This window comes from Burkholderia sp. AU39826, from assembly GCF_020419965.1.
Lineage (GTDB): Bacteria > Pseudomonadota > Gammaproteobacteria > Burkholderiales > Burkholderiaceae > Burkholderia > Burkholderia semiarida.
The window spans coordinates 128327-150496 of record NZ_JAIZQG010000006.1; the positions used below are offsets into that span (position 1 = coordinate 128327).

At 69.1% G+C, this 22170-nt stretch carries 19 protein-coding genes; 6 read left to right on the plus strand and 13 right to left on the minus strand.

Features of this window, described 5'->3' with window-relative positions; translation table 11 throughout:
- Positions 1-4 precede the first annotated feature (4 nt).
- Positions 5-589 (minus strand): flavin reductase family protein, encoded by a 585-nt coding sequence (locus LGM42_RS14490; RefSeq protein WP_226232533.1) that lies wholly within the window; start codon positions 587-589, stop codon positions 5-7.
- A gap of 132 nt (positions 590-721) precedes the next feature.
- Positions 722-1147 carry a VOC family protein gene (locus LGM42_RS14495; RefSeq protein WP_059573807.1) on the minus strand — a complete coding sequence of 142 codons (426 nt, stop codon included), beginning with the start codon at positions 1145-1147 and terminating at the stop codon, positions 722-724.
- 112 nt (positions 1148-1259) lie between these two features.
- On the opposite strand from LGM42_RS14495, the gene LGM42_RS14500 reads away from it, so the two are divergent.
- The 3 genes from LGM42_RS14500 (at position 1260) to LGM42_RS14510 (ending at position 5326) form a co-directional block, all read left to right on the plus strand.
- Positions 1260-2150 carry a LysR family transcriptional regulator gene (locus LGM42_RS14500; protein ID WP_226232534.1) on the plus strand — a complete coding sequence of 297 codons (891 nt, stop codon included), beginning with the start codon at positions 1260-1262 and terminating at the stop codon, positions 2148-2150.
- Between the two features lie 395 nt (positions 2151-2545).
- The gene (locus LGM42_RS14505) at positions 2546-3706 is read left to right on the plus strand and encodes a porin (protein ID WP_060011690.1); all 1161 of its coding nucleotides are present in this window, start codon (positions 2546-2548) and stop codon (positions 3704-3706) included.
- A gap of 405 nt (positions 3707-4111) precedes the next feature.
- Positions 4112-5326: a transglycosylase SLT domain-containing protein gene (locus tag LGM42_RS14510; RefSeq protein ID WP_226232535.1), complete on the plus strand. Its 1215-nt coding sequence runs from the start codon at positions 4112-4114 to the stop codon at positions 5324-5326.
- A gap of 169 nt (positions 5327-5495) precedes the next feature.
- Here LGM42_RS14510 and LGM42_RS14515 read toward each other — a convergent pair whose 3' ends face one another.
- Both LGM42_RS14515 and LGM42_RS14520 read right to left on the minus strand, forming a co-directional pair.
- The gene (locus tag LGM42_RS14515) at positions 5496-5831 is read right to left on the minus strand and encodes a hypothetical protein (RefSeq protein ID WP_060318151.1); all 336 of its coding nucleotides are present in this window, start codon (positions 5829-5831) and stop codon (positions 5496-5498) included.
- A 280-nt stretch (positions 5832-6111) separates the two neighbouring features.
- On the minus strand, positions 6112-6858 hold the full coding sequence (locus LGM42_RS14520) for a MipA/OmpV family protein (protein WP_226232536.1): 747 nt from the start codon (positions 6856-6858) through the stop codon (positions 6112-6114).
- A 245-nt stretch (positions 6859-7103) separates the two neighbouring features.
- Between LGM42_RS14520 and LGM42_RS14525 the strand changes: the two genes are divergently transcribed.
- Together LGM42_RS14525 and LGM42_RS14530 are read left to right on the plus strand one after the other, a co-directional pair.
- Positions 7104-7829 carry a response regulator gene (locus tag LGM42_RS14525; protein ID WP_226232537.1) on the plus strand — a complete coding sequence of 242 codons (726 nt, stop codon included), beginning with the start codon at positions 7104-7106 and terminating at the stop codon, positions 7827-7829.
- Positions 7830-9215 carry an ATP-binding protein gene (locus tag LGM42_RS14530; protein WP_226232538.1) on the plus strand — a complete coding sequence of 462 codons (1386 nt, stop codon included), beginning with the start codon at positions 7830-7832 and terminating at the stop codon, positions 9213-9215.
- Positions 9216-9260: 45 nt separating this feature from the next.
- On the opposite strand, the gene LGM42_RS14535 is transcribed toward LGM42_RS14530, so the two are convergent.
- From LGM42_RS14535 to LGM42_RS14560, 6 genes are all read right to left on the minus strand, one after another.
- Positions 9261-10301 (minus strand): FecCD family ABC transporter permease, encoded by a 1041-nt coding sequence (locus LGM42_RS14535; RefSeq protein WP_226232539.1) that lies wholly within the window; start codon positions 10299-10301, stop codon positions 9261-9263.
- Positions 10298-11290 (minus strand): ABC transporter substrate-binding protein, encoded by a 993-nt coding sequence (locus LGM42_RS14540; protein WP_226232540.1) that lies wholly within the window; start codon positions 11288-11290, stop codon positions 10298-10300. Before LGM42_RS14540 ends, LGM42_RS14535 begins: the two co-directional genes overlap by 4 nt.
- Positions 11287-12072: an ABC transporter ATP-binding protein gene (locus LGM42_RS14545; RefSeq protein ID WP_060965887.1), complete on the minus strand. Its 786-nt coding sequence runs from the start codon at positions 12070-12072 to the stop codon at positions 11287-11289. Before LGM42_RS14545 ends, LGM42_RS14540 begins: the two co-directional genes overlap by 4 nt.
- 11 nt (positions 12073-12083) lie before the next feature.
- A complete protein-coding gene (locus LGM42_RS14550; protein ID WP_413227413.1) occupies positions 12084-14339 on the minus strand; it encodes a TonB-dependent receptor in 2256 nt (751 codons plus the stop codon).
- 318 nt (positions 14340-14657) lie between these two features.
- Positions 14658-15098 (minus strand): nuclear transport factor 2 family protein, encoded by a 441-nt coding sequence (locus LGM42_RS14555; protein ID WP_059573819.1) that lies wholly within the window; start codon positions 15096-15098, stop codon positions 14658-14660.
- 46 nt (positions 15099-15144) lie between these two features.
- Entirely contained in the window at positions 15145-17169 is a 2025-nt protein-coding gene (locus LGM42_RS14560; protein WP_226232541.1) for an FAD-dependent oxidoreductase, read from the minus strand.
- A gap of 154 nt (positions 17170-17323) precedes the next feature.
- On the opposite strand from LGM42_RS14560, the gene LGM42_RS14565 reads away from it, so the two are divergent.
- Entirely contained in the window at positions 17324-17875 is a 552-nt protein-coding gene (locus LGM42_RS14565; protein ID WP_226232542.1) for a PadR family transcriptional regulator, read from the plus strand.
- 149 nt (positions 17876-18024) lie between these two features.
- Here the strand turns inward: LGM42_RS14565 and LGM42_RS14570 are convergent, their stop codons facing one another.
- The 3 genes from LGM42_RS14570 to LGM42_RS14580 all read right to left on the minus strand — a co-directional run bounded on the left by LGM42_RS14570 (position 18025) and on the right by LGM42_RS14580 (position 22032).
- A complete protein-coding gene (locus LGM42_RS14570; protein WP_226232543.1) occupies positions 18025-19005 on the minus strand; it encodes an NADPH:quinone oxidoreductase family protein in 981 nt (326 codons plus the stop codon).
- Between the two features lie 244 nt (positions 19006-19249).
- The gene (locus LGM42_RS14575) at positions 19250-21574 is read right to left on the minus strand and encodes a xanthine dehydrogenase family protein molybdopterin-binding subunit (RefSeq protein WP_226232544.1); all 2325 of its coding nucleotides are present in this window, start codon (positions 21572-21574) and stop codon (positions 19250-19252) included.
- Positions 21571-22032, minus strand: a complete 462-nt coding sequence (locus LGM42_RS14580) for a (2Fe-2S)-binding protein (protein WP_059573824.1) — start codon at positions 22030-22032, stop codon at positions 21571-21573. Before LGM42_RS14580 ends, LGM42_RS14575 begins: the two co-directional genes overlap by 4 nt.
- Positions 22033-22170 lie beyond the last annotated feature (138 nt).

Sequence of the window (22170 nt, forward strand, 5' to 3'; positions counted from 1 at the left end):
TTACTTACTGCGCCGCCGGGTCGACGTGCAGCGATTCGCCAATCGCATAGAAATTGCCGCCCGCGATGTAGTGCAGGCTGCGCAGCGCGGGATCGGCCGATTCGAAATACCAGTGGCCGTCGCGGAACACGCGCGTGTCGGACCACGCGGCGACCACCTCGCCGATGAACAGGTCGTAGGTCTGCTGGTTGTGCGGCTCCGGAATGAGCCTGCACGCGAGCCAGCCCGAGCAGCCGGCGACGAACGGCAGGTCGTGACCGTCGACGTCGAACAGCGTGACGCCCGCGTCGCGCAGCTTGTCGGGCCGCTCGGCCAGACTGTGGCTGCCGACCGCATGCGTGAGCCGCAGTTGCGCGGCCGTCGGCACCTGGATCACGAACATGCCGCTGCGCTCAACGAGCTCGCGCGTCTTCGCGGATTTGTCGAGCACGACCGTCAGCTTCGGCGGCAGGAAGTCCAGCGCGCACGCCCACGCGGCGGCCATCACGTTGTCGACGCCGTCGTGGCGGGCCGACACGAGCACGGTCGGGCCGTGATTGAGGAGACGGTAGGCTTTGTTCAGCGCCACCGGCGCGATGTGACTGTTCATACGGGCTCCCTGGAGAACGGCGCGCACGGACGGATGCCCTGCGGCGCGGCGCCGGCCGTCGCACTTGCGCGCGGCCGGATCCGAGGCCGCATTCTCGCACCCGATTTCGATCGGCGCAGGCGCCGCGGCAGGTCACTTCGCGAACAGTTGGCCGATGTCGCGAAACGCCTTGAATTCGAGCGCATTGCCGCACGGATCGAACAGGAACATCGTCGCCTGTTCGCCGACCTGCCCCTGGAACCGCACGTACGGCTCGATCACGAACGTCACGCCGAACGAACGCAGCCGCTCGGCCAGCGCCTCCCAGCTTGCCCAGTCGAGCACGATCCCGAAATGCGGCACCGGCACGTCGTGGCCGTCGACCGCATTCGTATGCGCGCTTTCCTGCGACGCGGTTTTCGGATGCTCATGGATCACGAGCTGATGGCCGTAGAAGTTGAAGTCGACCCACTGCGCGCTCGAGCGCCCCTCTTCCAGCCCGAACACGCGGCCGTAGAAATCGCGCGCGGCCGGCAGGTCGTGGACGGGAATCGCCAGGTGAAACGGGGAAAGACTCATGATGGCCTCGTGAAGGAACGCTCGCGGGGCGCGAGGACGGCACCATGGTAGACAAGCCCGGACAAAAATTAAATCAATATAAAATTGGCTGATTAACAAACGAAATTGATGAATGATCCGCGAACTGAAAACCCTCGTCGCCGTCGCCCGGGAAGGCACCTTTGCCGCCGCCGGCAACCGTATCGGGCTCACGCAGGCGGCCGTGAGCGCGCAGATGCAGCGCCTCGAAGCCGAACTCGGCTTCGCGCTGTTCGACCGGCAAGGGCGATCGGCCCGGCTCAACGAGCGGGGCCATCACGTGCTCGACCAGGCGCAGACGCTGATCGGCCTGTACGAGAACCTGAGTTCGACCGCGGCCGGCTCGCCGGCCGCCGTGCGCGTGACGATCGGCGGGATCGCATCGGTGCAGAGCGCGCTGCTGCCGGCCGCGCTGGCCGCTTTCCATCGCCGGCACCCCGCATGCCGCACGCGCGTGATACCGGGGCTGTCGATCGAGCTGGTCAACCGGGTCGACGCGGGCGAGATCGACATGGCCGCGATCATCCGGCCGCCGTTTGCGCTGCAGAGCGACCTGCACTGGACGACGCTCGCACAGGAACCGTTCCGGCTGATCGTGCCGCGCGGCGTCAAAGGCAAGGACTGGGCCGCCCTGCTCGCGAGCGAGCCGTTCGTGCGCTACGATCGCGCGTCGTTCGGCGGCCGCCAGGTCGACCGCTTTCTGCGCAAGATGCACATCGCGGTGCGCGACACCTGCGAACTCGATGAGCTCGACGCGATCGTCAAGCTGGTCGAGAACGGCGTCGGCGTCGCGATCGTGCCGCAAACCGCCGTGTATCGCCGCTGGCCGGCCGGCGTGCGCGCGATCGACCTCGGGCATCACACGTTCCATCGCGACATCGGCCTCGTGCATCGCGCGCGGCGCACGATGTCGGAACCCGCGCAAACGCTGGCGCAACTGATCGAGGCGGCGTCGCGGCGACGCTCGCCGCCGCAAGCCGCGTGATCGACACGTGGCGGCTCGGCGGCGAATGGGCAAGCCGCGATGTCGTCCGCCCGACGCGAATTGCCCGCCTTTATCACATTCATTCCGGCCACGCCAATTCAATCCGTTAAATAACGATTTGACGAAACGATAACAATGTTGGGAATGAGGCAATTCGCCCGAAAACCACCTCGAATTATCACTCGACACGCAAAACTCAACGACACCTCGCCCAAACTCAGCCCCCTATTGGTACGCAACGATCAATAATCCAAATCCCTCAATGATGAATTTCATAAAACAGGCCTGTCTGCCCCAGGCCACAATGGAGAATTTCATTTTTGCGGTTTTATCGCGGCTCTGTAGTCTCCTGCCATTCCGGATCACGAACCCACACCAATGCGCAAGGAGATGACATGAAACGCACGACCCTCTCGCTGATTTCGCTCGCGTCGTTCGCGGCGATGCCCGTCGCGCATGCGCAGTCGAGCGTCACGCTGTACGGCGTGATCGACACGTCGATCACCTATGTGAACCATGCACAAGGCAAGGACAACGCGTGGATGCTCGGCAACAGCAGCGCGGGCAACCTCGCCGGCAGCCGCTGGGGCGTGAAAGGCACCGAGGATCTCGGCGGCGGGCTGAAGGCGCTGTTCCAGCTCGAGAACGGCTTCGACCCGAGCAACGGCCGGCTGGGCCAGGGCAACCGCCTGTTCGGCCGGCAGGCCTTCGTCGGGCTGGCGAGCGACCGCTACGGCACGCTCACGTTCGGCCGCCAGTACGACCCGCTCATCGATCTCGTGCAGGGCATCACCGCCGACAACTATCTGGGCAGCGCGTTCGCGACGCCGGGCGACGTCGACAACTACGACAACAGCTTCCGCGTCGACAACGCGGTGAAGTACACGTCGGCCGTCTATTCGGGCCTGCAGTTCGCGGCCATGTATTCGTTCGGCGGCATCGCCGGCAGCACCGGCGCCGCGCAGTCGTACTCGGCCGCCGTGTCGTACAACAACGGGCCGTTCAGCGTCGCGGGCGGCTACTTCCACGCGACCAACAGCCCCGCGTCAAGCGGTGTGCGCAACGGCTGGACGAGCTCGTCGGACGGCACGTTCGACGGCCCGATCAATAACGGCTACGCGAGCGCCCATTCGATCGGCATCGCGCGCATCGCGGGCCAGTACGTCGCCGGCCCGTTCACGTTCGGCCTCGGCTACAGCAACGCGCAGTACCGCCGCGACGCCAGCTCGGTGTTCGGCTCGAACGAGCACTACAACACGGGGCAAGGCTTCGTGAACTACCAGGCGACGAATGCGCTGCTCGTCGGCGTCGGCTACAGCTACACGCGCTCGGGCGGCGACACGTCGGCGACCTATCACCAGGTATCGGCCGGGGCCGACTACAACCTGTCGAAGCGCACCGACGTCTACCTGACCGCCGCGTACCAGCACGCGAGCGGCCAGACCGGCGACGGCAAGGGCGGCTCGATGGCCGCGCAGGCATCGATCGGCTCGTACGGTTACGCGGGCACGAGCTCGCAGACGATGGTCAACCTCGGCCTGCGTCACCGTTTCTGATCGCGATACGGCAGGACGGCCGGCCGCGCGCGGCGCGACCGGCCGAATCCGCATTGCGCAAACGGCGGCTTCGGCCGCCGATTTTTTATCGCTTTCTATCGCCCCCGCCAACGGCCGCCGGGCGATTTTCCCTGTCGCGCCGCTTATCGCCGGCTTTACCGCGTGGCTGACGCAGCACGTCAGGTTTCCATCGCCGCCGTTGCATTCGCATGCGCATAATTTCCGGCCATTTTTACCGATCAGGCATCGGCTCGGTCCCTGATCCGGCGCGATAAAAATGCCCGGCGAACGCGCGGGCAAATGCAAAGGAAAGTTTGACGCGAACCATTTGCCCGCCTGCTATGGCACACTTCGCGTCTGCGTAATTTCCTTGCACCGGGCGGCCGGATTCCGCCCCATCCTGCCATGCCGCGTCATACTTCTCGCCCGCTCGGTCGCGCCACGCCGACCATTGCCTCGACGATCGCGCTCTCGTGCGCGCTCTGCGGCGTCGCGCGGGCCGACTGCCTGGACGACGCGGCCGCGTTCCAGCACGTGAGCGTCAGCCTGATGCGCGGCATCGCACAGGTCGAATCGGGAATGAATCCGAACGCGGTCAACACCAATACCAACGGCACGGTCGACATCGGACTGATGCAGATCAACAGCACGTGGCTGCCGACGCTCGCGCGCGAAGGCATCACGCGGGAAAGCCTGTTCGATGCGTGCACGAACGCGTATGTCGGCGCGTGGATCCTGTCGCAGAACATCCGCCAGCTCGGCCCCAACTGGAACGCGATCGGCGCGTACAACTCCGCGTCGCCCGACAAGCGCCTCGCGTATGCGCGCAAGGTCTATGATGCAATCCGGACCATGCCGGATTCGCCGGATACTCCCATGCCCATCCTTCCACCGTCCTTCACGCCGCCGCAACAGGCGCAGACGTACAACCCGTTCGCGAGCCTGAGCGTGTCGGCGCCGCCCGTCACGCGCGCACGCACGATATCGCCGGCCTCGCCGCCTCCGCCGCCGCAGGGCGGCCCCGCCGGCCCGGCCGGTACGTACAACTTCGGATGGACGGTCACCGGCGCCGACCAGGCCAAGCCGACCCAGGTGTTCGACGACGGTGCGCGGGTCTACGTGCAGTTCAGCGACATGAAGCACGTGCCGGCGATCTTCACCGAAACGTCGGCCGGGCGCGTGCTGATGTCGTGGGAGCTGCAGTTTCCGTATGCCGTCGTGACGCGTCCCGCGCAAACGTTGATCTTCCAGCTCGGGCCGTTCGAAGCGCGCGCGCAGCGCAGCGCGGCGGCCGCAGGCATGACCGCGCAGGCCGGGACGGCGGGCACGGCGACGGCCGGGGCATCGAAGAAATCGGCCGGGACGGCCGCGCATGCGGCGACGAACACGGCGTCCAATACGGCAGCGAAACGCACGGCCTCGGCCGATGCGCTGTGGTACGTGAATACGCCGTCGACGTCGGGCACGGCGGCGGCCTCGCCTTCGACCGCGAATATTCCCGCCACGCTGCCGACGGCCATCACGTCGAACACGCCGCCGCCCGCGCCGGCTCAGGCACCGGCCGCGGCCGCTCAGCCGTCGCGCGCCAGCGCGGACGCCCTGTGGTACATCTCGAAGTGACGCGCGTCCGACCGCACGCGCATCGCGGCGATCATGGGCCCGCTGTCGGCCGCGGTTCGGGCGCGTTCATGTCGTCCACCCGTTGCAGCTCGGCCGTGCCGTTCTGCCTGAAATACACGCGCAGATAACGTGACGTCGACGATTCCGGCTGCGGAATCGTCACACGCCCTCACCCGCGCCGCACCCAGATCACCTTGCCGTCGCGAATGCCGAGATTGCGGCGCTCCTCGCGATAGTCCATCGTGCCCGGCAACGACTTGCCGTCGCGCTCGAGCACGCGCCACAGGCAACCGTCGAGCAGCGCGGCCGCATCGGTTTCGGTCTTGCCGACCAGCGCGTCGTCCGGCGTGGCGTCCGCCTTGCACGCCGGCGTGGCGCCCGGCTGCGCGGGAATCGTCGCCGCGCCGCCGGCGGTGGCGTTGCGGTGCTGCGTGTTCATGTCTGCACATCCTGCAAAAGTTGCGCTCGCAACGAGTGCGACGAGCATCGCGATCGTGTTCTTCATCGGTTTCTCCCTGTCTCGGCCCGGCGGTCCATGTGCGGCATTCGTGCACGACCGGGTATCGCATGCGTGATCGGTTCCGCACGCTGCCGGCCGTTTCCTGACGGAGCGGGCCAGCGAACGGCGGCCATTTTCGACCTGGCCGAGCCGTCTCGGCGCACCTGCGTCGCGGGCCGGCCTGACGCCGGACCCGAGCGCATGTTACCGCACGCGGTTCGCGGCGACCGCGCGACGCCGACGCAACGCGTGCGCCCGGCACACGCCGGCCCGCGTCGGCATCCGTTCAGAACTTGTAGGTGACGCCCGCGATGCCGTAGTAGTTGCTGCGCGACTGCACGATCGGGCTGTCGCCCGCGCGGCCGAGCAGCCGCGTCACGCCGCCGGTCGCGAGCACCGACCAGTGCCGCGACAGCGTCCAGTTCCATGCCACCGCCATCGACGCGCTGTCGACCCCGCCGCTCGCCGAATACGGCCGGAAGCGGCTCGTCAGCGACTGTGCATCGGTCACGCCGTAGAAGGTCTGCATGTAGCGTCCCGAGCCCGCGTGCACGGTGCCCGTCACGATGATCTCGTGCCGCGACGTCTTGAGCACCGGCACCGCGAGATCCACGTGCCCCGACACGCCGCGCGACGTGTGCGTCACCGGCGTATCGATCGTGACGCTCAGTTCCGCCGCATCGAAAAACGTCACGCCGGCGCGCACGCCGACGAGCACCGAGCCCGGAATCCGCCCCATTCCCTTCAGGTAGTCGGAGCCCGGCAGATCGAAGCGGTTCTCGTCCGCGCGGCCCGCGTCATAGCTCACCGCCGCCGACACGAACGCACCGTGCGGCAGGTTCAGCCGGTAGCCGGCGCCCTGCGTGCTGTCGATGAAGAAGCCGTTGCCGAACGTGGCGGAAAACGACGGCGCGACGACGCCGCGATACTGGTTGCTGCCCGCGTAGCGCGGTGCGAACCCGCCGCCGAGCGACAACGCATACTGGTTTTCCGCGTGGGCGGCGGCGGCGAGGGTCAGGCCGGCGAGCGGCATGCAATAGCGGTAGCGGCGAAGTAATGGGCGCACAATATTGAGATAAGAGTGACGAAGCCCGCAGTCTAGGTGCCGCCCTGCGCCGAGACTGTCCCGAATGTGCGGCGAATCTGTGCGCAATTGTGTTCGATTGTTCGAGATTGTCTCCCCGCTGCCCCGCCGGTCGATCCGCCGGATAGAATTCGCGTGCCGCGTCGCGCACCAGCCTGCCGGGTGCGAAATGGCGCGTGCGCCCTGAGGAGACCATGAACGAAGTTCCGCTCAAATACCGTGTGCTGCTGATCGAGGACGACGATCGCCTCGCGCAGCTCGTCCGCGAATATCTCGACGGCTACGAATTCGCGGTGACGGTCGTGCGGCGCGGCGACCTCGCTGTCGCGGGCGTCCGCGAGCACCAGCCGGCCCTCGTGATACTCGACCTGATGCTGCCGAATCTCGACGGCATGGAAGTCTGCCGGCGCATCCGCGCGTTCACCAACGTCCCGGTGCTGATCCTGACCGCGCGCGCGGACGTGTACGACCAGGTCGCCGGGCTCGAGACGGGCGCCGACGACTACGTGACGAAGCCGATCGAGCCGCGCGTGCTCGTCGCACGCGCCCGCGCGCTGTTGCGCCGCGCGCAGCCGGCCGCGTCGGAAGCGCCGACCGTCGCGCCCGACGCGCTCGTATTCGGCGAACTCACGATCTCGCCGCCGAACCGCACCGTCACGTGGCGCGGCGAGCCGGTCGAGCTGAAGACCGCCGAATTCAACCTGCTGCTGATCCTCGCGCGCGCGGCCGGCACCGTGCTGAGCCGCGACGACATCCTGAAGCAGTTGCGCGGGATCGAATTCGACGGGCTCGACCGCTCGGTCGATTCCGGCATCTCGAAGCTGCGCCGCCGCTTCGAGGACGCTTCGTCGGAGCCGCACAAGATCAAGACGATCTGGGGCCGCGGCTACCTGTTCAGCCCTTCCGCATGGGACGAGTGAATGCTGCGCCCGCTACTCCGGTTGTATCTCGTCGTGATCCTGTTCGTCGGCGCGTCGATCATCTTCATCCAGCTGTCGTTCGACCGGATCTTCTACGAGCGCGGCGCGCAGGCTCAGCGCGACTCGCTGACGACCTACTCGTTCGTGCTGAACGACTATCTCGAACGCCATCCGGGCGCGCAGCGCGAGCTTGCGTTGCGCGAACTCGCGCTGCACGGCCGCGAAGGGTTCGGCTTCATGTCGATGGCCGACGCGCGTGCGCAATTGAGCGGCGCGCCGCTGCGCGATCTCGATGCCGGCCGGATCGCGATCAGCTACAACGGCAAGGATTACTACATGCCGCTCGCGGACGGCTCGGTGCTGCATGCGCGCCCGATCGAGGCGCCGGACCTCGACATCCGCATCTATGCGTACATGCTGCTCGCGCTCGCGACGCTGCTCGCGGTGGTGCTGTGGATTCACTACCACTGGCGCGACATTCGCCGGCTGCAGGATGCCGCGCGCGCGTTCGGCGCCGGGATGCTGTCGACGCGCGTGAAGCTGTCGGGCAAGTCGAACATCTACGAGCTGTCGCAGCAGTTCAACGACATGGCCGCGCGCATCGAGGCGTCGATCAAGCAGCAGCGCGAAATGATGCACGGCATCTCGCATGAACTGAAAACGCCGCTCGCCCGACTCGAATTCGGGCTCGCGCTGCTCGCCGACGCCGACGAAACGGGCCGGATGCGCGAGCGCCGCGACGCGCTGCGGCGCGACGTGCGCGAACTCGACGAGCTCGTCACCGAGCTGCTGACGATCGGCCGGCTCGAACAGGGGGCGAGCGAACTCGCGCCGATGGACGTCGACGTCGACGCGCTGATCGACAGCGTCGCCGGCAACGTCGCGGACGACATCGCCGATCGCGGCATCGCGCTCGACGTGTCGACGCTCGATGCGCCCGCGACCCATGTCTGCGATCCGAAGCTCGTCGCCCGCGCGCTGCTGAACCTGATCCGCAACGGCGCGCGCTATGCGTCGCGCAAGGTCGTGCTGGCCGCCACGCGAGACCGGTCCGGCGCGCTCGTGCTGAGCGTCGACGACGACGGCCCCGGCATTCCGGCCGCCGAGCGTGCCCGCGTGTTCGAGCCGTTCCAGCGGCTGGACTCGAGCCGCGACCGGCAGACCGGCGGCTTCGGGCTCGGCCTCGCGATCGTGCGGCGCGTCGCGCAGGTGCACGGCGGCGACGTGCGGCTCGAGGATTCGCCGCTCGGCGGCGCGCGCTTCGTGATCACGCTGCCCGTGCGCGCGCTGCCGGACACGCTCTTCGACGTCGCGCAGGACGCAGCGAGCACGCATGCCGACGCGCGGCGCCGCAGCGGCACGGGTGCGGTCATCCCGCTTCGATAAAACACGCGGCGTGCGTCGGCCTGCCCCGCCCGACCGCGCCGCCGCTCAGCGCCGGCGCAGCAGCGCGACGAAGAACAGGCTGCCGAACAGCGCGGTCACGATGCCGATCGGCAGATCCTCCGGCGCCGCGAGCGTGCGCGCGGCGACATCGGCCCATACGAGCAGGATCGCGCCCGCGAGCGCGGCGACCGGCAGCAGCCGGCCGTGCTCGGCGCCGACGACGCGACGGCACAGATGCGGCGTCACGAGTCCGACGAAGCCGATCGCGCCGCTCACCGCGACCATCGCGCCCGTCGCGAACGACGCGACGACGAACACCTCGCGCCGCATCCGTGCGCTCGGCACGCCGAGCGACGCGGCGGCGACGTCGCCCGACATCAGCGCATTCAGTTCGCGCCGGCGCGCATGGAGCGCGCCGACGGCGAGCACCGCGCACACGGCCGGCACCGGCAGCAGGTCCCAGCGCGCGAGCCCGACGCCGCCGAGCATCCAGAACAGCACCGACGATGCGGCGCGCTGGTCGCCGAGATACAGCAGCAGGTTGCCGAACGCGGCCATCATGAACGACACCGACACGCCCGCGAGCAGCAGCCGGTCCGATTCGAGCCGGCCGCTCCGGTAAGCGAGCGCGACCACGCACGCGGTGGCCGCGAGCGCCCCCGCAAAGGCGGCGGCCGACAGCGTGAACGGGCCGAACGCCGCGCCGGCCACCACCGTGACCGCGACCGCGCCGAGCATCGCGCCCGCGCTCACGCCGAGCAGGTGCGGATCGGCCAGGCGGTTCGCGGTCGCCGCCTGCAACGCGACGCCGACCGTCGCCAGCGTCGCGCCGACGATCGCGGCCAGCAGCGCACGCGGCATCCGGATCAGCCACACGATGCTGTCGTCGCCCGCTGCCGCGGCGAACGCGTCGGCGCCGCCGAACGCCGACGCGACGTGCGCGGCGACGATCCGCACCGCGGCCGGCATCGCGATCGGCGCCGGGCCGAACGCGGCCGACACGACGATCGACGCGATCAGCAGCACGGCCAGCGCCGGCAGCACCACGCGCATGCGGGGCCGCGCCACCTGCCCGCGCACGCTCATCGCGCCGCTCCGGCAAATGCGGCCGGATACAGCGCGCGTGCGAGCGTCTCGACGGCCGCGACGTTCTCGGGGCCCGGCGTCGCGGCATCGTAAGGAATCACGACGAAGCGCCGGTCGCGGATCGCGGCCACGCGCGCGAGCGCCGGCTGGCTCGACAGGAACTGCTGCTTCTGCGCGGCCGTGACCGCCGAATAGTCGACGATCACGATCACCTGCGGATCGCGCGCGACCACGCTTTCCCAGCTCACCTGCGTCCAGCTGCGCGGCAGGTCGTCCATCACGTTGCGTGCGCCCGCCGCCGCGAGCAGCGCGGTCGGCATCGCGAGCCCGCCCGCCGTCATCGGCTTGTCGGTGCCGCTGTCGTACACGAACACGCGCACTGGCGCCGGGCGCCCGATCGCACGCGACACCGCCGCGAGCCGCGCGCGCATCGCGGCGACGACCTGCGCGGCGCGCGCATCGACGCCGAAGATCCGGCCGAGATTGGTCAGGTCGCGGAACACGTCGTCGAACGATGCGGCCGACTGCTTCATCACGTGCGAACACGATTCGGTCAGTTCGTACGTGCGGATGCCGAACGGCGCGAGCGTCGCCGGCGTCACCGGCCCGCCGACATGCATCCCGTAGTTCCAGCCGGCGAGATAGAAGTCGGCGCGCGCGGCGGCCAGCACTTCCAGCGACGGATACTGGCTCGCCAGTTCGGGCACGCCGCGCAATGCGTCGCGCACGCGCGCGGTGCCCGTCTTCCAGCCGCCGATGCCCGTATAGCCGACGAGCCGGTCCTTCAGGCCAAGCACGAGCATCATCTCGGTGAGGTTCACGTCGTTGCTCACCGCGCGCCGTGGCGCACGCTCGAACGTCACGTCGCGGTCGCAACTGCGCACGGTGACCGGATAGGCGAGCGCGTGAACGGCCGCGCAGCCGAGCACGGCGGCGACAAGCAGCCGGCGGGACACGAAGGACAAGAGAGTAAACGGCATGGCGGTCATTCCGGATGAAGCGGCGTGATGCGCGGGCGGCCCGTGACGGGATGGCGATCGACAAGCGCGGCGACGCCGAACACGTCGCGCAGCAGCGCTTCGGTCAGCACGTCGTCCGGCGCGCCGGACGCGACGACGCGTCCGTGCGCGAGCACATGGAGCCGGTCGCAATACGCGGCCGCGAGATTGAGGTCATGAATCGTCGCGAGCGTCGCGATGCCGAGGCGGCGCACGCGCGCGAGCAGTTCGAGCTGGTGACGCAGGTCGAGATGATTGGTCGGTTCGTCGAGCAACAGCAGTTCGGGCTGCTGCGCGAGCGCGCGGGCCAGCAGCGCGCGCTGCTTCTCGCCGCCCGACAGCGACGCGAAACGCTGGGCGCGGCGCTCGACGAGGCCCACATCGTGCAGCGCGGAGTCGACGATCCGGCGATCGTCGGCCGATTCCGCATCGAACGCCCGCTTGTGCGGCGTGCGGCCCATGCCGACCAGTTCGTCGACCGTCAGCCCGAAATCGTCCGGCGTTTCCTGCTGCAGCACCGCGATGCGCCGCGCGACCGCGCGCGGCCGCATGCGCCACACGTCCTCGGCGTCGAGCGCGACGCGACCCGCGTCGGGGCGCGCGTAGCGGAACACGCAGCGCAGCAGGCTCGTCTTGCCGCTGCCGTTCGGGCCGACCAGCCCGACGAATTCGCCTTCGGCCACCGTCAGCGTCACCGAATCGAGCACGTCGACCGCGCCGCCGGGAGACCAGCGCACGCGTTCGATGTCGAGCATGTGGGTGACGGCACGCATGTCGTGCCGGCCTAGAAGCGCATCGTCGCGACGAGCTCCGCCGAGCGCGACGGGCCGAGCAGCCATTGCTCGCCGCCGTTCGACGTCGTCACCGCGTACGTGCGGTTCGCGAGATTGCGCAGCGTCAGCGCGAGCTCGGTGCGCGACGTCGGCTGCCAGCGCAGCGACGCATCGAACACCGTATACGACGGCACCTGTATGCGATTGGCGTCGTCGCCGTAGGTCGGGCCGACGTAGCGCACGCCCGCATTCGCCTGCCAGCGCTCGGCGAACGCCCAGCCGAGCCACAGGTTCGCGGTCCGCTGCGGCACGCCGGACGGCACGTTGCCGGCCCGCGACACCGTCGCGCCGCCGGCCGTCTGGTTGAATGCGTCGTAGCGCGCACGCAGCAGCGCGACGTTCGCATCGACCGTCCAGCCGTGCGGCAGCCGCGCGCCGCCCGTCAGCTCGACGCCGCGCGACGACTGCCGGCCAACCTGCTGGCGCAGCGCCGGATTGAACGGATCGGTGCTGAGCAGGTTGCGCTTCGTGATGTCGTACACGGCGAACGTCCAGTACGCGCGACCGTCGAGCAGCGTCTGCTTGAGGCCGGCTTCCCACTGTTCGCCGGTCGCGAGCCGGTAGTCCGCCTGCGACGCCGACAGCGTCAACAGCGAGCCGACGCCCTCCGCGCCCGTCGTGTACTGCGCATACGCGCTGAACGTCGGTACGATGTCGAACACGAAACCGGTGCGCCAGCCGACGTTCGCGAATCGCTTGTCGAAGCCCGCGCCGGTCGCCGCCTGCTCGCGGCTGAACGCGATGTGGTCGTAGCGCAGGCCGCTCACCCACGCGAGCCGCGGCAGCACCTCGAGCCGGTTCTCGGCGAATACCGCCGCCTGCCGCGCGCGCGTGCCGAACTGCGGCACGGTCGGGTCCGGGCTCGTGAATACGCCGGGATCGAAGCCGTGCGCCGGTACCGTCGTTTCGCCGCCGTACGGCGAATTGTTGATGCCGCTGAACGTGGTCTGGCTGAATTCCGTGCCGACGACGAAACGGTTCGCGCGACCGAACAGCATGCCGTCGAAGCGCGCGCTCAGCCGGTCGCCGATCTGTCGCTGATGGTGGCCGATGTCGAGATAGTCGCCGCGCGTGACACGTCCCGTCGCGCGGTCCAGCACATACGATTCGGCGTTGCGCCAGTGACGGTTCGACGTCAGGTAATAGAGCTGGTTGTCGATCGTCACGCCGGCCGCGGGCCGGTAGCTGGCCGACAGGCGCGTCCACTGGTCGTAGTACGAAATCGTCGCGTCACCGACCGTGTAGTTCAGCTTGCGCAGCGACGGATCGAGCACGCCGTTCGGCGCGGGCACGCCATAGTACGTCGCGGGCATCTGGCGCCCGTAGTCGTAGTCGAGCGTCAGCGTGAGCCGGGGGCTCACGTCGACTGTCAGCGCGCCGCCGATGGCCGTCGTATGCGTATCGGCCCGCTCGGCGAGACCGTTCGCGCGCGCATCGCTCGCGTAGAAGCGGTACGACAGCCGCGGGCCGAGCGCGCCCGTCGTATCGAACGCGAAGCGCTTCGCGCCGTCGGGGCCGATGCCGGCCTGCAGCGTCGTCTCGCGCGCGCGCCGAGGCCGCTTCGGCACCACGTTCACGACCCCGCCGATCGCCCCTTCGCCGTACAGCACCGATGCCGGCCCGCGCAGCACCTCGATGCGCGCGACCGACCACGTGTCGAACGGAAACGTGATCGTGCCGGCCGCCGGCATCAGCCGCACGCCGTCGAGCAGCATCATCACCGATTCCTGCCCGCTGAAGCCGCGCACGCTCGATGCGGTGCCACCGGTGCCCGGTGCGATCGCGCTCGCAAAGCCGGCCGTGCGCGTGACCGCGTCGAGCACGGTGCGATCGCCGCGTGCTTCGATCGTATCGGCCGTGACGGTTTCGACGCTCGCGGGCGTGTCGAGGCTCGCGAGCCCGAGCCGCGAGCCCGTTTCGAGCGGTTGCGTCAGCGGGTCGGCCGGTGCGGACGAAGCCGTGACGCTGATCGCCGGCAGCGCGTGCCGGTCGTCCGGCGCCGATGCGGCGGCTTCGGCGGCCAGCGCGTGCCGGTCGTCCGGCGCCGATGCGGCGGCTTCGGCGGCCAGCGCGCCGGTGGTCGCGATCGCGCAGCCGACCAAGGTCGTGCAACCGCGTGCCGCGCGCGTGCGCCAGGCGCTCGCGTTCCGGCGCGGCGCGGCATGGCGCCGCTCCCCGCGCGCCGGGGTGTGTCCGATTCTCGTCACGTCGTATCGATCTTCGCAGGATGTCGTCGCACACGAGCGGCCCGGGCAGCCCGCCCGGCCGGCGACGAAAACCCCGGATGATACAATATATCAACTTGATTCGTCAGGATTTTGATAGCTTGGGATGCCGCTCCGCGCGTCTGCGGCGGGAAACCGAACTGCATCCGCGGCTTGTCGGCCTGCGGCCGGTTGCGTGCCGTGAACGCGTGCACCCGCACACGTACGCGCTTGCCGTGCGCGTCGTCGAGGCCGCGCCCGACCTCGCGCAGGGCCGGCAACGCGGCCGCAAGCCGGTTGCACGCTAGCGCGTGTTCCCGCTCACCCGCCGGTCTTGAACGCCGGCAACTGCTGCCCGAGCCGTGCGCCCATTTCCGCGCCGAGCGCCTGCAGCGCATTGAACGGCCGGATCATCACCTCGAATTCGACGATCCGCCCGTCGTCGTCGAAGCGGATCATGTCGATCCCCTTCAGCGCCTTGTCGCCGACGGTCGCGTCGAACTCCAGCACGACGCTCTTGCCGTCGTCGGTCGCGAACTGGCGGTGATACGTGAAATTCTCGAGGATCGTGATCACCGTGCGCAGCGCCATCAGGAGCGCGGGCGCCGGCCCGTACGGCTTGAACGCCATCGGCGAACGGAACACGGCGTCCGGATGGACGATCGATTCCAGCGCGCCGAAATCCTTGCGCTCGACCATCGCGTGCCACGCGTCGAGCGATTTCGCGACGGCGGGATGAACATTCAGCAGTGAGTGCGTCATCGCGGTCTCCAGTAACGTTGTTGGATCGAATGGAAACGAGTCGGTATCAAAGCGTCGCGGCCAGCGTCGTGCCCTGGTGAATCGCGCGCTTCGCATCGAGTTCGGCGGCCTCGTATGCGCCGCCGATCAGATGCACGCGGCATCCGGCGGCTTGCAGTTGCTCCGCCAGCTCGCGCGACGGCTCCTGCCCCGCGCAGATCACCACGTTGTCCACCGGCAGCGTCTGCTCGACGCCGTCGATCGTCACGTGGAAACCGTCGTCGTCGATGCGGCGGTACGTGACCGCCGACGACATCCCGACGCCGCGCGCCTTCAGCGCCGCGCGGTGAATCCATCCGGTGGTCTTGCCGAGCCCGTCGCCGACTTTCGACGCCTTGCGCTGCAGCAGATGCACGTGCCGCGCCGCCGGCTCGGGCCGCGCGGCGCCGAGCCCGCCCGCGGTCGCATACGTGCTGTCGACACCCCATTCGCTGAAGAAACGGTCGGCATCGACACGCTCGCCGCCGTCGCGATGAACGAGATATTCGGCGACGTCGAAGCCGATGCCGCCCGCGCCGACGATCGCGACGCTGCGGCCGACGGCCATGCCGTCGCGCAGCACGTCGAGATAGCCGAGCGCCTTCGGATGGTGGATGCCTTCGATCGGCGGTGTACGCGGCACGATGCCCGTCGCGATCACCACTTCGTCGAATTCGCGTTGCAACAGCATCTCGGCGCTCGCACGCGTATTGACGTGCAGCGTGATGCCGCGCAGCTCGATCTGCCGGCGGAAGTAGCGCAGCGTCTCGTTGAACTCTTCCTTGCCGGGCACCTTCTTCGCGAGGTTGAACTGGCCGCCGATCTCGGCGCCGGCCTCGTACAGCGTGACCGCGTGACCGCGTTCGGCCGCCGTGACCGCGAAACCGAGGCCCGCCGGCCCCGCGCCGACCACCGCAATCCGCTTGCGCCGCGGCGCGGGACGAATCACAAGCTCGGTTTCATGGCACGCACGCGGGTTCACGAGGCACGACGTGATCCTGCCGCTGAACGTATGGTCGAGACACGCCTGGTTGCAGCCGATGCACGTGTTGATTTCGTCCGCGCGCCCTTCCCGCGCCTTGCGGACGAATTCGGCATCGGCGAGGAACGGCCGCGCCATCGACACCATGTCGCAATAGCCGTCGGCGAGCAGTTGCTCGGCGACTTCCGGCGTGTTGATCCGGTTGGTCGCGACGAGCGGAATGCCGACCTTGCCCATCAGTTGCCGCGTCACCCACGCATACGCGGCGCGCGGCACCTTGGTCGCGATGGTCGGAATGCGCGCCTCGTGCCAGCCGATACCGGTGTTGAGGATCGTCGCGCCGGCCGCCTCGATCGCCCGCGCGAGCCGGATCACCTCGTCGAGCGTCGAGCCGCCTTCGACGAGATCGAGCATCGACAGCCGGTAGATGACGATGAAGTTCGCGCCGACGCGCTCGCGCACGCGCCGCACGATCTCGACCGCGAAGCGGATACGGTTGTCGTACGCACCGCCCCACGCATCGTCGCGATGGTTCGTGCGCGCGGCGATGAATTCGTTGATCAGGTAGCCCTCGGAGCCCATGATCTCGACGCCGTCGTAGCCCGCATGCTGCGCGAGCGCCGCGCATCGCACGAAATCGGCGATCGTCTCGTCGACCTCGTCGCTCGTCAACGCATGCGGCGTGAACCGGTTGATCGGCGCCTTCAGCGCGCTGGGCGCCGCGAGCGCCGGGTGATACGCATAGCGCCCGAAATGCAGGATCTGCAACGCGATCCTGCCGCCTTCCGCGTGCACCGCGCGCGTCACGACACGATGGCGTTCGGCTTCCGCGTCGGTCGTCAGCATCGCGCCGCCGGGCGCCGGGCGGCCACGCTCGTTCGGCGCGAAGCCGCCCGTGACGATCAGCCCGGCCTCGCCCCGCGCGCGCTCCGCATAGAACGCCGCCATCCGCTCGAAGCCGTTCGGCGCCTCCTCGAGGCCGACGTGCATCGACCCCATCAGCACGCGGTTCCGGAGCGACGTGAAGCCGAGTTCGAGCGGGGTCGTCAAATGCGGATAACGGGATGTCATCGGGAGCGTCTCCAATTTTTATGCAACAAGTTGCACGAATGGTAGCTCGCCGCCCTCGTTTATGCAACATGTTGCATAAACAGGGTCCCGTCGTTTGTGCCATGGCGCCGATATGGCAAGATGCAGGCCATTGCGCAGCCTCCTTCGATCCGACATGTCCCTGCCTCACGCGCTTCTCACCGCCCTCGCCGAACGTCCCGGTTCGGGGTCCGAGCTCGCCGATCGTTTCGATCGCTCGATCGGCTACTTCTGGCAGGCGACGCATCAGCAGATCTATCGCGAACTCGGGCGTCTCGAGGAAGCGGGCTGGATCGAATCGCTGCCGGCCGAATCCGGTCGCGGCCGCAAGCGCGCGTACCGGATCCTGCCGGCCGGCAAGAAGGAATTGCGGCGCTGGATCGCCGAACCGGAAGATCCGACGCCGTTGCGCGAAGCATTGATGGTGCGCCTGCGCGCGGAGGCCGTGCTCGGGCCGGCCGGCCTCGAGGACGAGATCCGGCGGCGCATCGCGCTGCATCAGGAAAAGCTCGACCTGTATCTGCAAATCGAGGCGCGTGATTTTTTGGCGGCCGGCGACCCGGCGGCCGGCGAGTCACGCACGAAGCGCCTGCAGCATCTGGTGCTGCAGGCCGGCATCGCGAACGAGCGGTTCTGGGTCGAGTTTTCGCAGCACGCGCTCGATACGCTGCGTCTGCCGAAGGATTGACGCCGCGGCGCGGCGGTTCGCTTCACCGCCGCTCGACATCGTGCGTCTGACTACATGGCGAGGATGCCTTTACAACGGTCGCCCCGCGCCCGTCGTCATGAAGAACCCGCCGCGCGGCCCGCGTTGAATCGCCGCGCGGCGAAACCGGATCACGCGTCCGGGAAAATCACCACCTTGCCCTTCACCTGCCGGTTCGCCATCCGCGCGATCGCGTCGGCCGCACCGTCCAGCGACACGCGCTCGGTGATCGCGGGCCGCACCTTGCCGGCCGCGAACCATTCGGCGAGCAGCCGCATGTTCGCGGCATGCTGCGCCGGATCGCGGCGCACCGCATCGCCCCAGAACACGCCGAGAATGTCGCGCTCCTTCAGCAGCGCGAGGTTCAGCGCGATCTTCGGAATCTCGCCGGCCGCGAAGCCGACCACGAGAAACCGGCCGCGCCAGGCGGTCGCACGCAGCGCCGCTTCGCTGCATGTGCCGCCCACCGGATCGTAGACGACGTCGGCCCCGCGCCCGCCGGTCAGTTCGTCCACGCGGCGGCGCAGATCCTCGGTCGCATAGTCGATCGTCTCGTCGGCGCCCGCTTCGCGGCACAGCGCGAGCTTGTCCGCGCTCGACGCCGCCGCGATCACGCGCGCACCGAGCGCTTTCGCGATCTCGATCGCGGCGAGCCCGACGCCGCCGGCCGCACCCAGCACGAGCAGCGTCTCGCCCGGCTGCAACCGCGCACGCTGCTGCAACGCGTGCAGCGACGTGCCGTACGCGAGCACGAGCGCCGCGCCCTGCTCGAACGTCATGCCCGGCGGCAGCGCGGCGAGCTGGTGCGCATCGGCCACGCACTGCTGCGCGAACCCGCCGTGCCCGGTAAACGCCATCACGGAATCGCCGGGCCGCCATGCGGTGACGCCGTCGCCGACCGCATCGATCACGCCGGCAAACTCGGCGCCCGGCGAAAACGGCAGCGCCGGTTTCACCTGATAGAGCCCCTGGACGATCAGCGCGTCGGGAAAATTGAGCGACGCCGCCTTCACCTGGATCCGGACCTGCCCGGCAGCCGGTTCGGGAATCGCGACGTCCTCGATGCGCAAGCGGTCGATCGGGCCGAATGCGGTACACAACAGGGCTTTCATGCGCTTCTCTCTCCTTGCGCGGCGTGGCCGGGCATCGGTATGGTCCGCGGGATCCGCCCGCTCGGCCGGTTCGCGACGAACGCACGATGGCCTTCGGCGTCGGCACGATCGTCAGCATTCCGGCTGGCAGAAATTTAGCACGGTCGTTCGCAACCGACAACGACGCACACGCGAGTCCGCGCACCGGGAGGCGCGCCGGGTCGCGCGATGCGGCCCGGCGCCGCCGCCACGAACGGTGGTTGCGTCAACCCGCCCGCGGTTTCGCGAGCTGATCGGCAACCGGCAGGCTGCGGATACGCGTGCCGGTCGCCGCGAAGATCGCGTTGGTCAGCGCCGGCGCGACGGGCGGCAGGCCCGGTTCGCCGACGCCGCCGAGCGGCGTCGAGTAGTCGTCCGGCGCGACGAGATGCACGCGGATCTCGCGCGGCGCCTCGTTCATCCTCAGCACCTGGAAGCCGTTGAAGTTGCTCTGCTCCGGGTGGCCGTCCTTGAACGTGATCTCGCCGTGCAGCGCGATGCCGAGCCCCATCACGACCGCGCCCTCGAGCTGCGAGCGCACGCGCTCCGGATTGACCTGCGGCCCGCAGTCGATCGCGATGTCGACGCGCGGCACCGAGATCCCGCCGTCCGCGCCGACCTGAACCTCGCACACGGCGGCCGTGTACGACACGAAGCTGCGATGCGCGGCGATCCCGAGCCCGTGCCCCTTTGGCAGCTTGCGCCCCCAGCCGGCTTCGCGCGCGACCGTCTCGACCACGCGCCGCAGCCGCCCCGTATCGACCGGATACAGCGCGGGATCCTCGCCGTAGTTCACGTTCTTCACCGTGATATGCGGTTCGAAACGCCGCGCGGGCCCGATCAGTTCGAGCAGGAAATCCTTCGGATCGCGGCCGGCCGCATGCGCGAGTTCCGACACGAAACTCTGGATCCCGAACGCATGCGGGATGTTGTACACCGAACGGAACCAGCCGATCCGCGTGTGCGCTTCGGCGGCCGGATTCTCGATCCGCACGTTCGGAATCGCGAACGGCAGATCCGCGATGCCCTGCGCGAGCTCGCCCGGCTGCTCGTGCACGACGCCGGCCCGGAACGTCGACTGGATCGACGGCGCGACCGTGCGATGCTGCCACGCGACGACCTTCCCCGACGCATCGATCCCGCCGTCGAACGCCTCGAGCGACACCGCGTGGAAGTAGTCGTGCGCGATGTCGTCCTCGCGCGTGAAGGTCAGCTTCACGGGCGCGCCGACCGCCTTCGACAGCAGCGCGGCTTCCACCACGTAATCGGGCTTCGACTTGCGCCCGAAGCCGCCGCCGAGCAGCGTCACGTTGACCGTCACGCGCTCGGTCGACAAGCCGAGCGCCTTCGCGATCTCGTCGCGCGTGGTCTGCGGCGCCTGCGTGCACGTCCACACTTCGCAACGGCCGTCGGCCACGCGCGCGACGGCCGCGGGCGGCTCCATCGTCGCATGCGCGAGATGCGGGACGTAGTACGTCGCACGCACGCGTTTCGCGGCGCCGGCGAGCGCGGCCGCCGCGTCGCCGTCGTTGCGGATCACGTCGCCCGGCTGCGCGGCGGCCGCTTCGAGCGTCTTGCGATAGGCGGCCGAGTCGTAGCCCGCATGCGGCCCGCGCTTCCAGTCGATCTTCAACTGCGCGCGTGCCTGGATGGCCGTCCACGTATCGCGCGCGACGACGGCCACGCCGCCGAGCGGCTGGAAGCCGGACGGCAGCGGCGTCGACGCCAGTTGCACGACCTTGACGACGCCCGGCAGCTTCTCGGCGGCCGACGCATCGAACGACGCGACCGTGTCGCCGTAGGCCGGCGGTCGCGCGACGACCGCATACAGCATGCCGTCGAGCCGCGTATCGATCCCGTACTGTGCCCGGCCGCCGACGATGTCGCGTCCGTCGATCAGCGCCGTCCTGCCCTTGCCGATATAGCGGAATTCGGCCGGCGCCTTCAACGCGAGCGTCGTCGTATCCGGCACCGGCAGCGCGGCCGCTTTCGCCGCCAACTCGCCGAAGCCGAGGGCGCGTCCGGTCTTCGGGTCGACGACCTCGTGCACCGTCACCTTGACCTGGCGCACGTCGACGCCCCACTCCGCAGCGGCCGCCTGCGCGAGCATCGTGCGCGCGGCCGCGCCCGCGCGGCGCAGCGCGGCGAAGCTCTGGCGCAAGCTGCGCGACCCATCGGTGTTCTGGTTGCCGTAACGCGCCTCGTCGCCGACCGCTTGCGCGACCTTCACGCGCGCCCAGTCCGCGCCCAGCTCGTCGGCCACCACGAGCGCGACGCTCGTGCGCACGCCCTGCCCCATCTCGGAGCGGATGCAGGTCACCGTGACGGTGCCGTCCGTTGCGATCGCAACGAACAGGTTCGGATCGTCGCGCAAGCCGTGCGGCATGCCCGCGCCGCCATACCGCGGATTCGCGCTGACGGGCGGCTGCACCGGCGCGGCCGCCTGCGCGAGCGACGGCACGCCGAACGCGAGCAGCAGCCCGCCTGACGCGAAGCCGAGCAGCAGCGCGCGGCGGCTTTCGTTGTGGACGGAAAGTTCGGATGCGCTCATGCGGCACCTCCGCGGCGCACGGCCAGCCGGATCGCCGCGCGAATGCGCGTATAGGTGCCGCAGCGGCAGATGTTGCCGGACATCGCATCGTCGATGTCGGCGTCGCTCGGATGCGGATTCGTCTTCAACAGCGACGCGGCCTGCATGATCTGCCCGGACTGGCAGTAGCCGCACTGCGCGACGTTCAACTCCTGCCACGCCTGCTGCAGCGGGTGCGTGAGGTCCGTCGACAGCCCCTCGATCGTCGTCACGCGCTTGCCGGAAGCCGCCGCGACCGGCGTGATGCAAGACCGGATCGCCACGCCGTCGAGATGGACGGTGCACGCACCGCACAGCGCCATGCCGCAGCCGAACTTGGTGCCGGTGTGGCCGAGGACATCGCGCAGATACCAGAGCAACGGCATGTCGGGATTGCCGTCGAAGTGCTGCTCGCTACCGTTGACGGTCAGCGTGATCATCGTTCACCTCCTGGTTGCGATGCCCGCCGGGCAGGCATCGGGTGGGGATTCGAACGGCGCGGCGCACATTCCGAACGATCAGGCAGGCGTGGCGCCGTTTCGTCGGCCGTGTCCCGTGCAGGCACGGCCGGGCGGATG

Coding starts and splice junctions, on each gene's coding strand:
- LGM42_RS14490 (WP_226232533.1), bottom strand. CDS start 589: ATGAACAGTCACATCGCGCCGGTGGCGCTGAACAAAGCCTACCGTCTC.
- LGM42_RS14495 (WP_059573807.1), bottom strand. CDS start 1,147: ATGAGTCTTTCCCCGTTTCACCTGGCGATTCCCGTCCACGACCTGCCG.
- LGM42_RS14500 (WP_226232534.1), top strand. CDS start 1,260: ATGATCCGCGAACTGAAAACCCTCGTCGCCGTCGCCCGGGAAGGCACC.
- LGM42_RS14505 (WP_060011690.1), top strand. CDS start 2,546: ATGAAACGCACGACCCTCTCGCTGATTTCGCTCGCGTCGTTCGCGGCG.
- LGM42_RS14510 (WP_226232535.1), top strand. CDS start 4,112: ATGCCGCGTCATACTTCTCGCCCGCTCGGTCGCGCCACGCCGACCATT.
- LGM42_RS14515 (WP_060318151.1), bottom strand. CDS start 5,831: ATGAAGAACACGATCGCGATGCTCGTCGCACTCGTTGCGAGCGCAACT.
- LGM42_RS14520 (WP_226232536.1), bottom strand. CDS start 6,858: ATGCCGCTCGCCGGCCTGACCCTCGCCGCCGCCGCCCACGCGGAAAAC.
- LGM42_RS14525 (WP_226232537.1), top strand. CDS start 7,104: ATGAACGAAGTTCCGCTCAAATACCGTGTGCTGCTGATCGAGGACGAC.
- LGM42_RS14530 (WP_226232538.1), top strand. CDS start 7,830: ATGCTGCGCCCGCTACTCCGGTTGTATCTCGTCGTGATCCTGTTCGTC.
- LGM42_RS14535 (WP_226232539.1), bottom strand. CDS start 10,301: ATGAGCGTGCGCGGGCAGGTGGCGCGGCCCCGCATGCGCGTGGTGCTG.
- LGM42_RS14540 (WP_226232540.1), bottom strand. CDS start 11,290: ATGACCGCCATGCCGTTTACTCTCTTGTCCTTCGTGTCCCGCCGGCTG.
- LGM42_RS14545 (WP_060965887.1), bottom strand. CDS start 12,072: ATGCGTGCCGTCACCCACATGCTCGACATCGAACGCGTGCGCTGGTCT.
- LGM42_RS14555 (WP_059573819.1), bottom strand. CDS start 15,098: ATGACGCACTCACTGCTGAATGTTCATCCCGCCGTCGCGAAATCGCTC.
- LGM42_RS14560 (WP_226232541.1), bottom strand. CDS start 17,169: ATGACATCCCGTTATCCGCATTTGACGACCCCGCTCGAACTCGGCTTC.
- LGM42_RS14565 (WP_226232542.1), top strand. CDS start 17,324: ATGTCCCTGCCTCACGCGCTTCTCACCGCCCTCGCCGAACGTCCCGGT.
- LGM42_RS14570 (WP_226232543.1), bottom strand. CDS start 19,005: ATGAAAGCCCTGTTGTGTACCGCATTCGGCCCGATCGACCGCTTGCGC.
- LGM42_RS14575 (WP_226232544.1), bottom strand. CDS start 21,574: ATGAGCGCATCCGAACTTTCCGTCCACAACGAAAGCCGCCGCGCGCTG.
- LGM42_RS14580 (WP_059573824.1), bottom strand. CDS start 22,032: ATGATCACGCTGACCGTCAACGGTAGCGAGCAGCACTTCGACGGCAAT.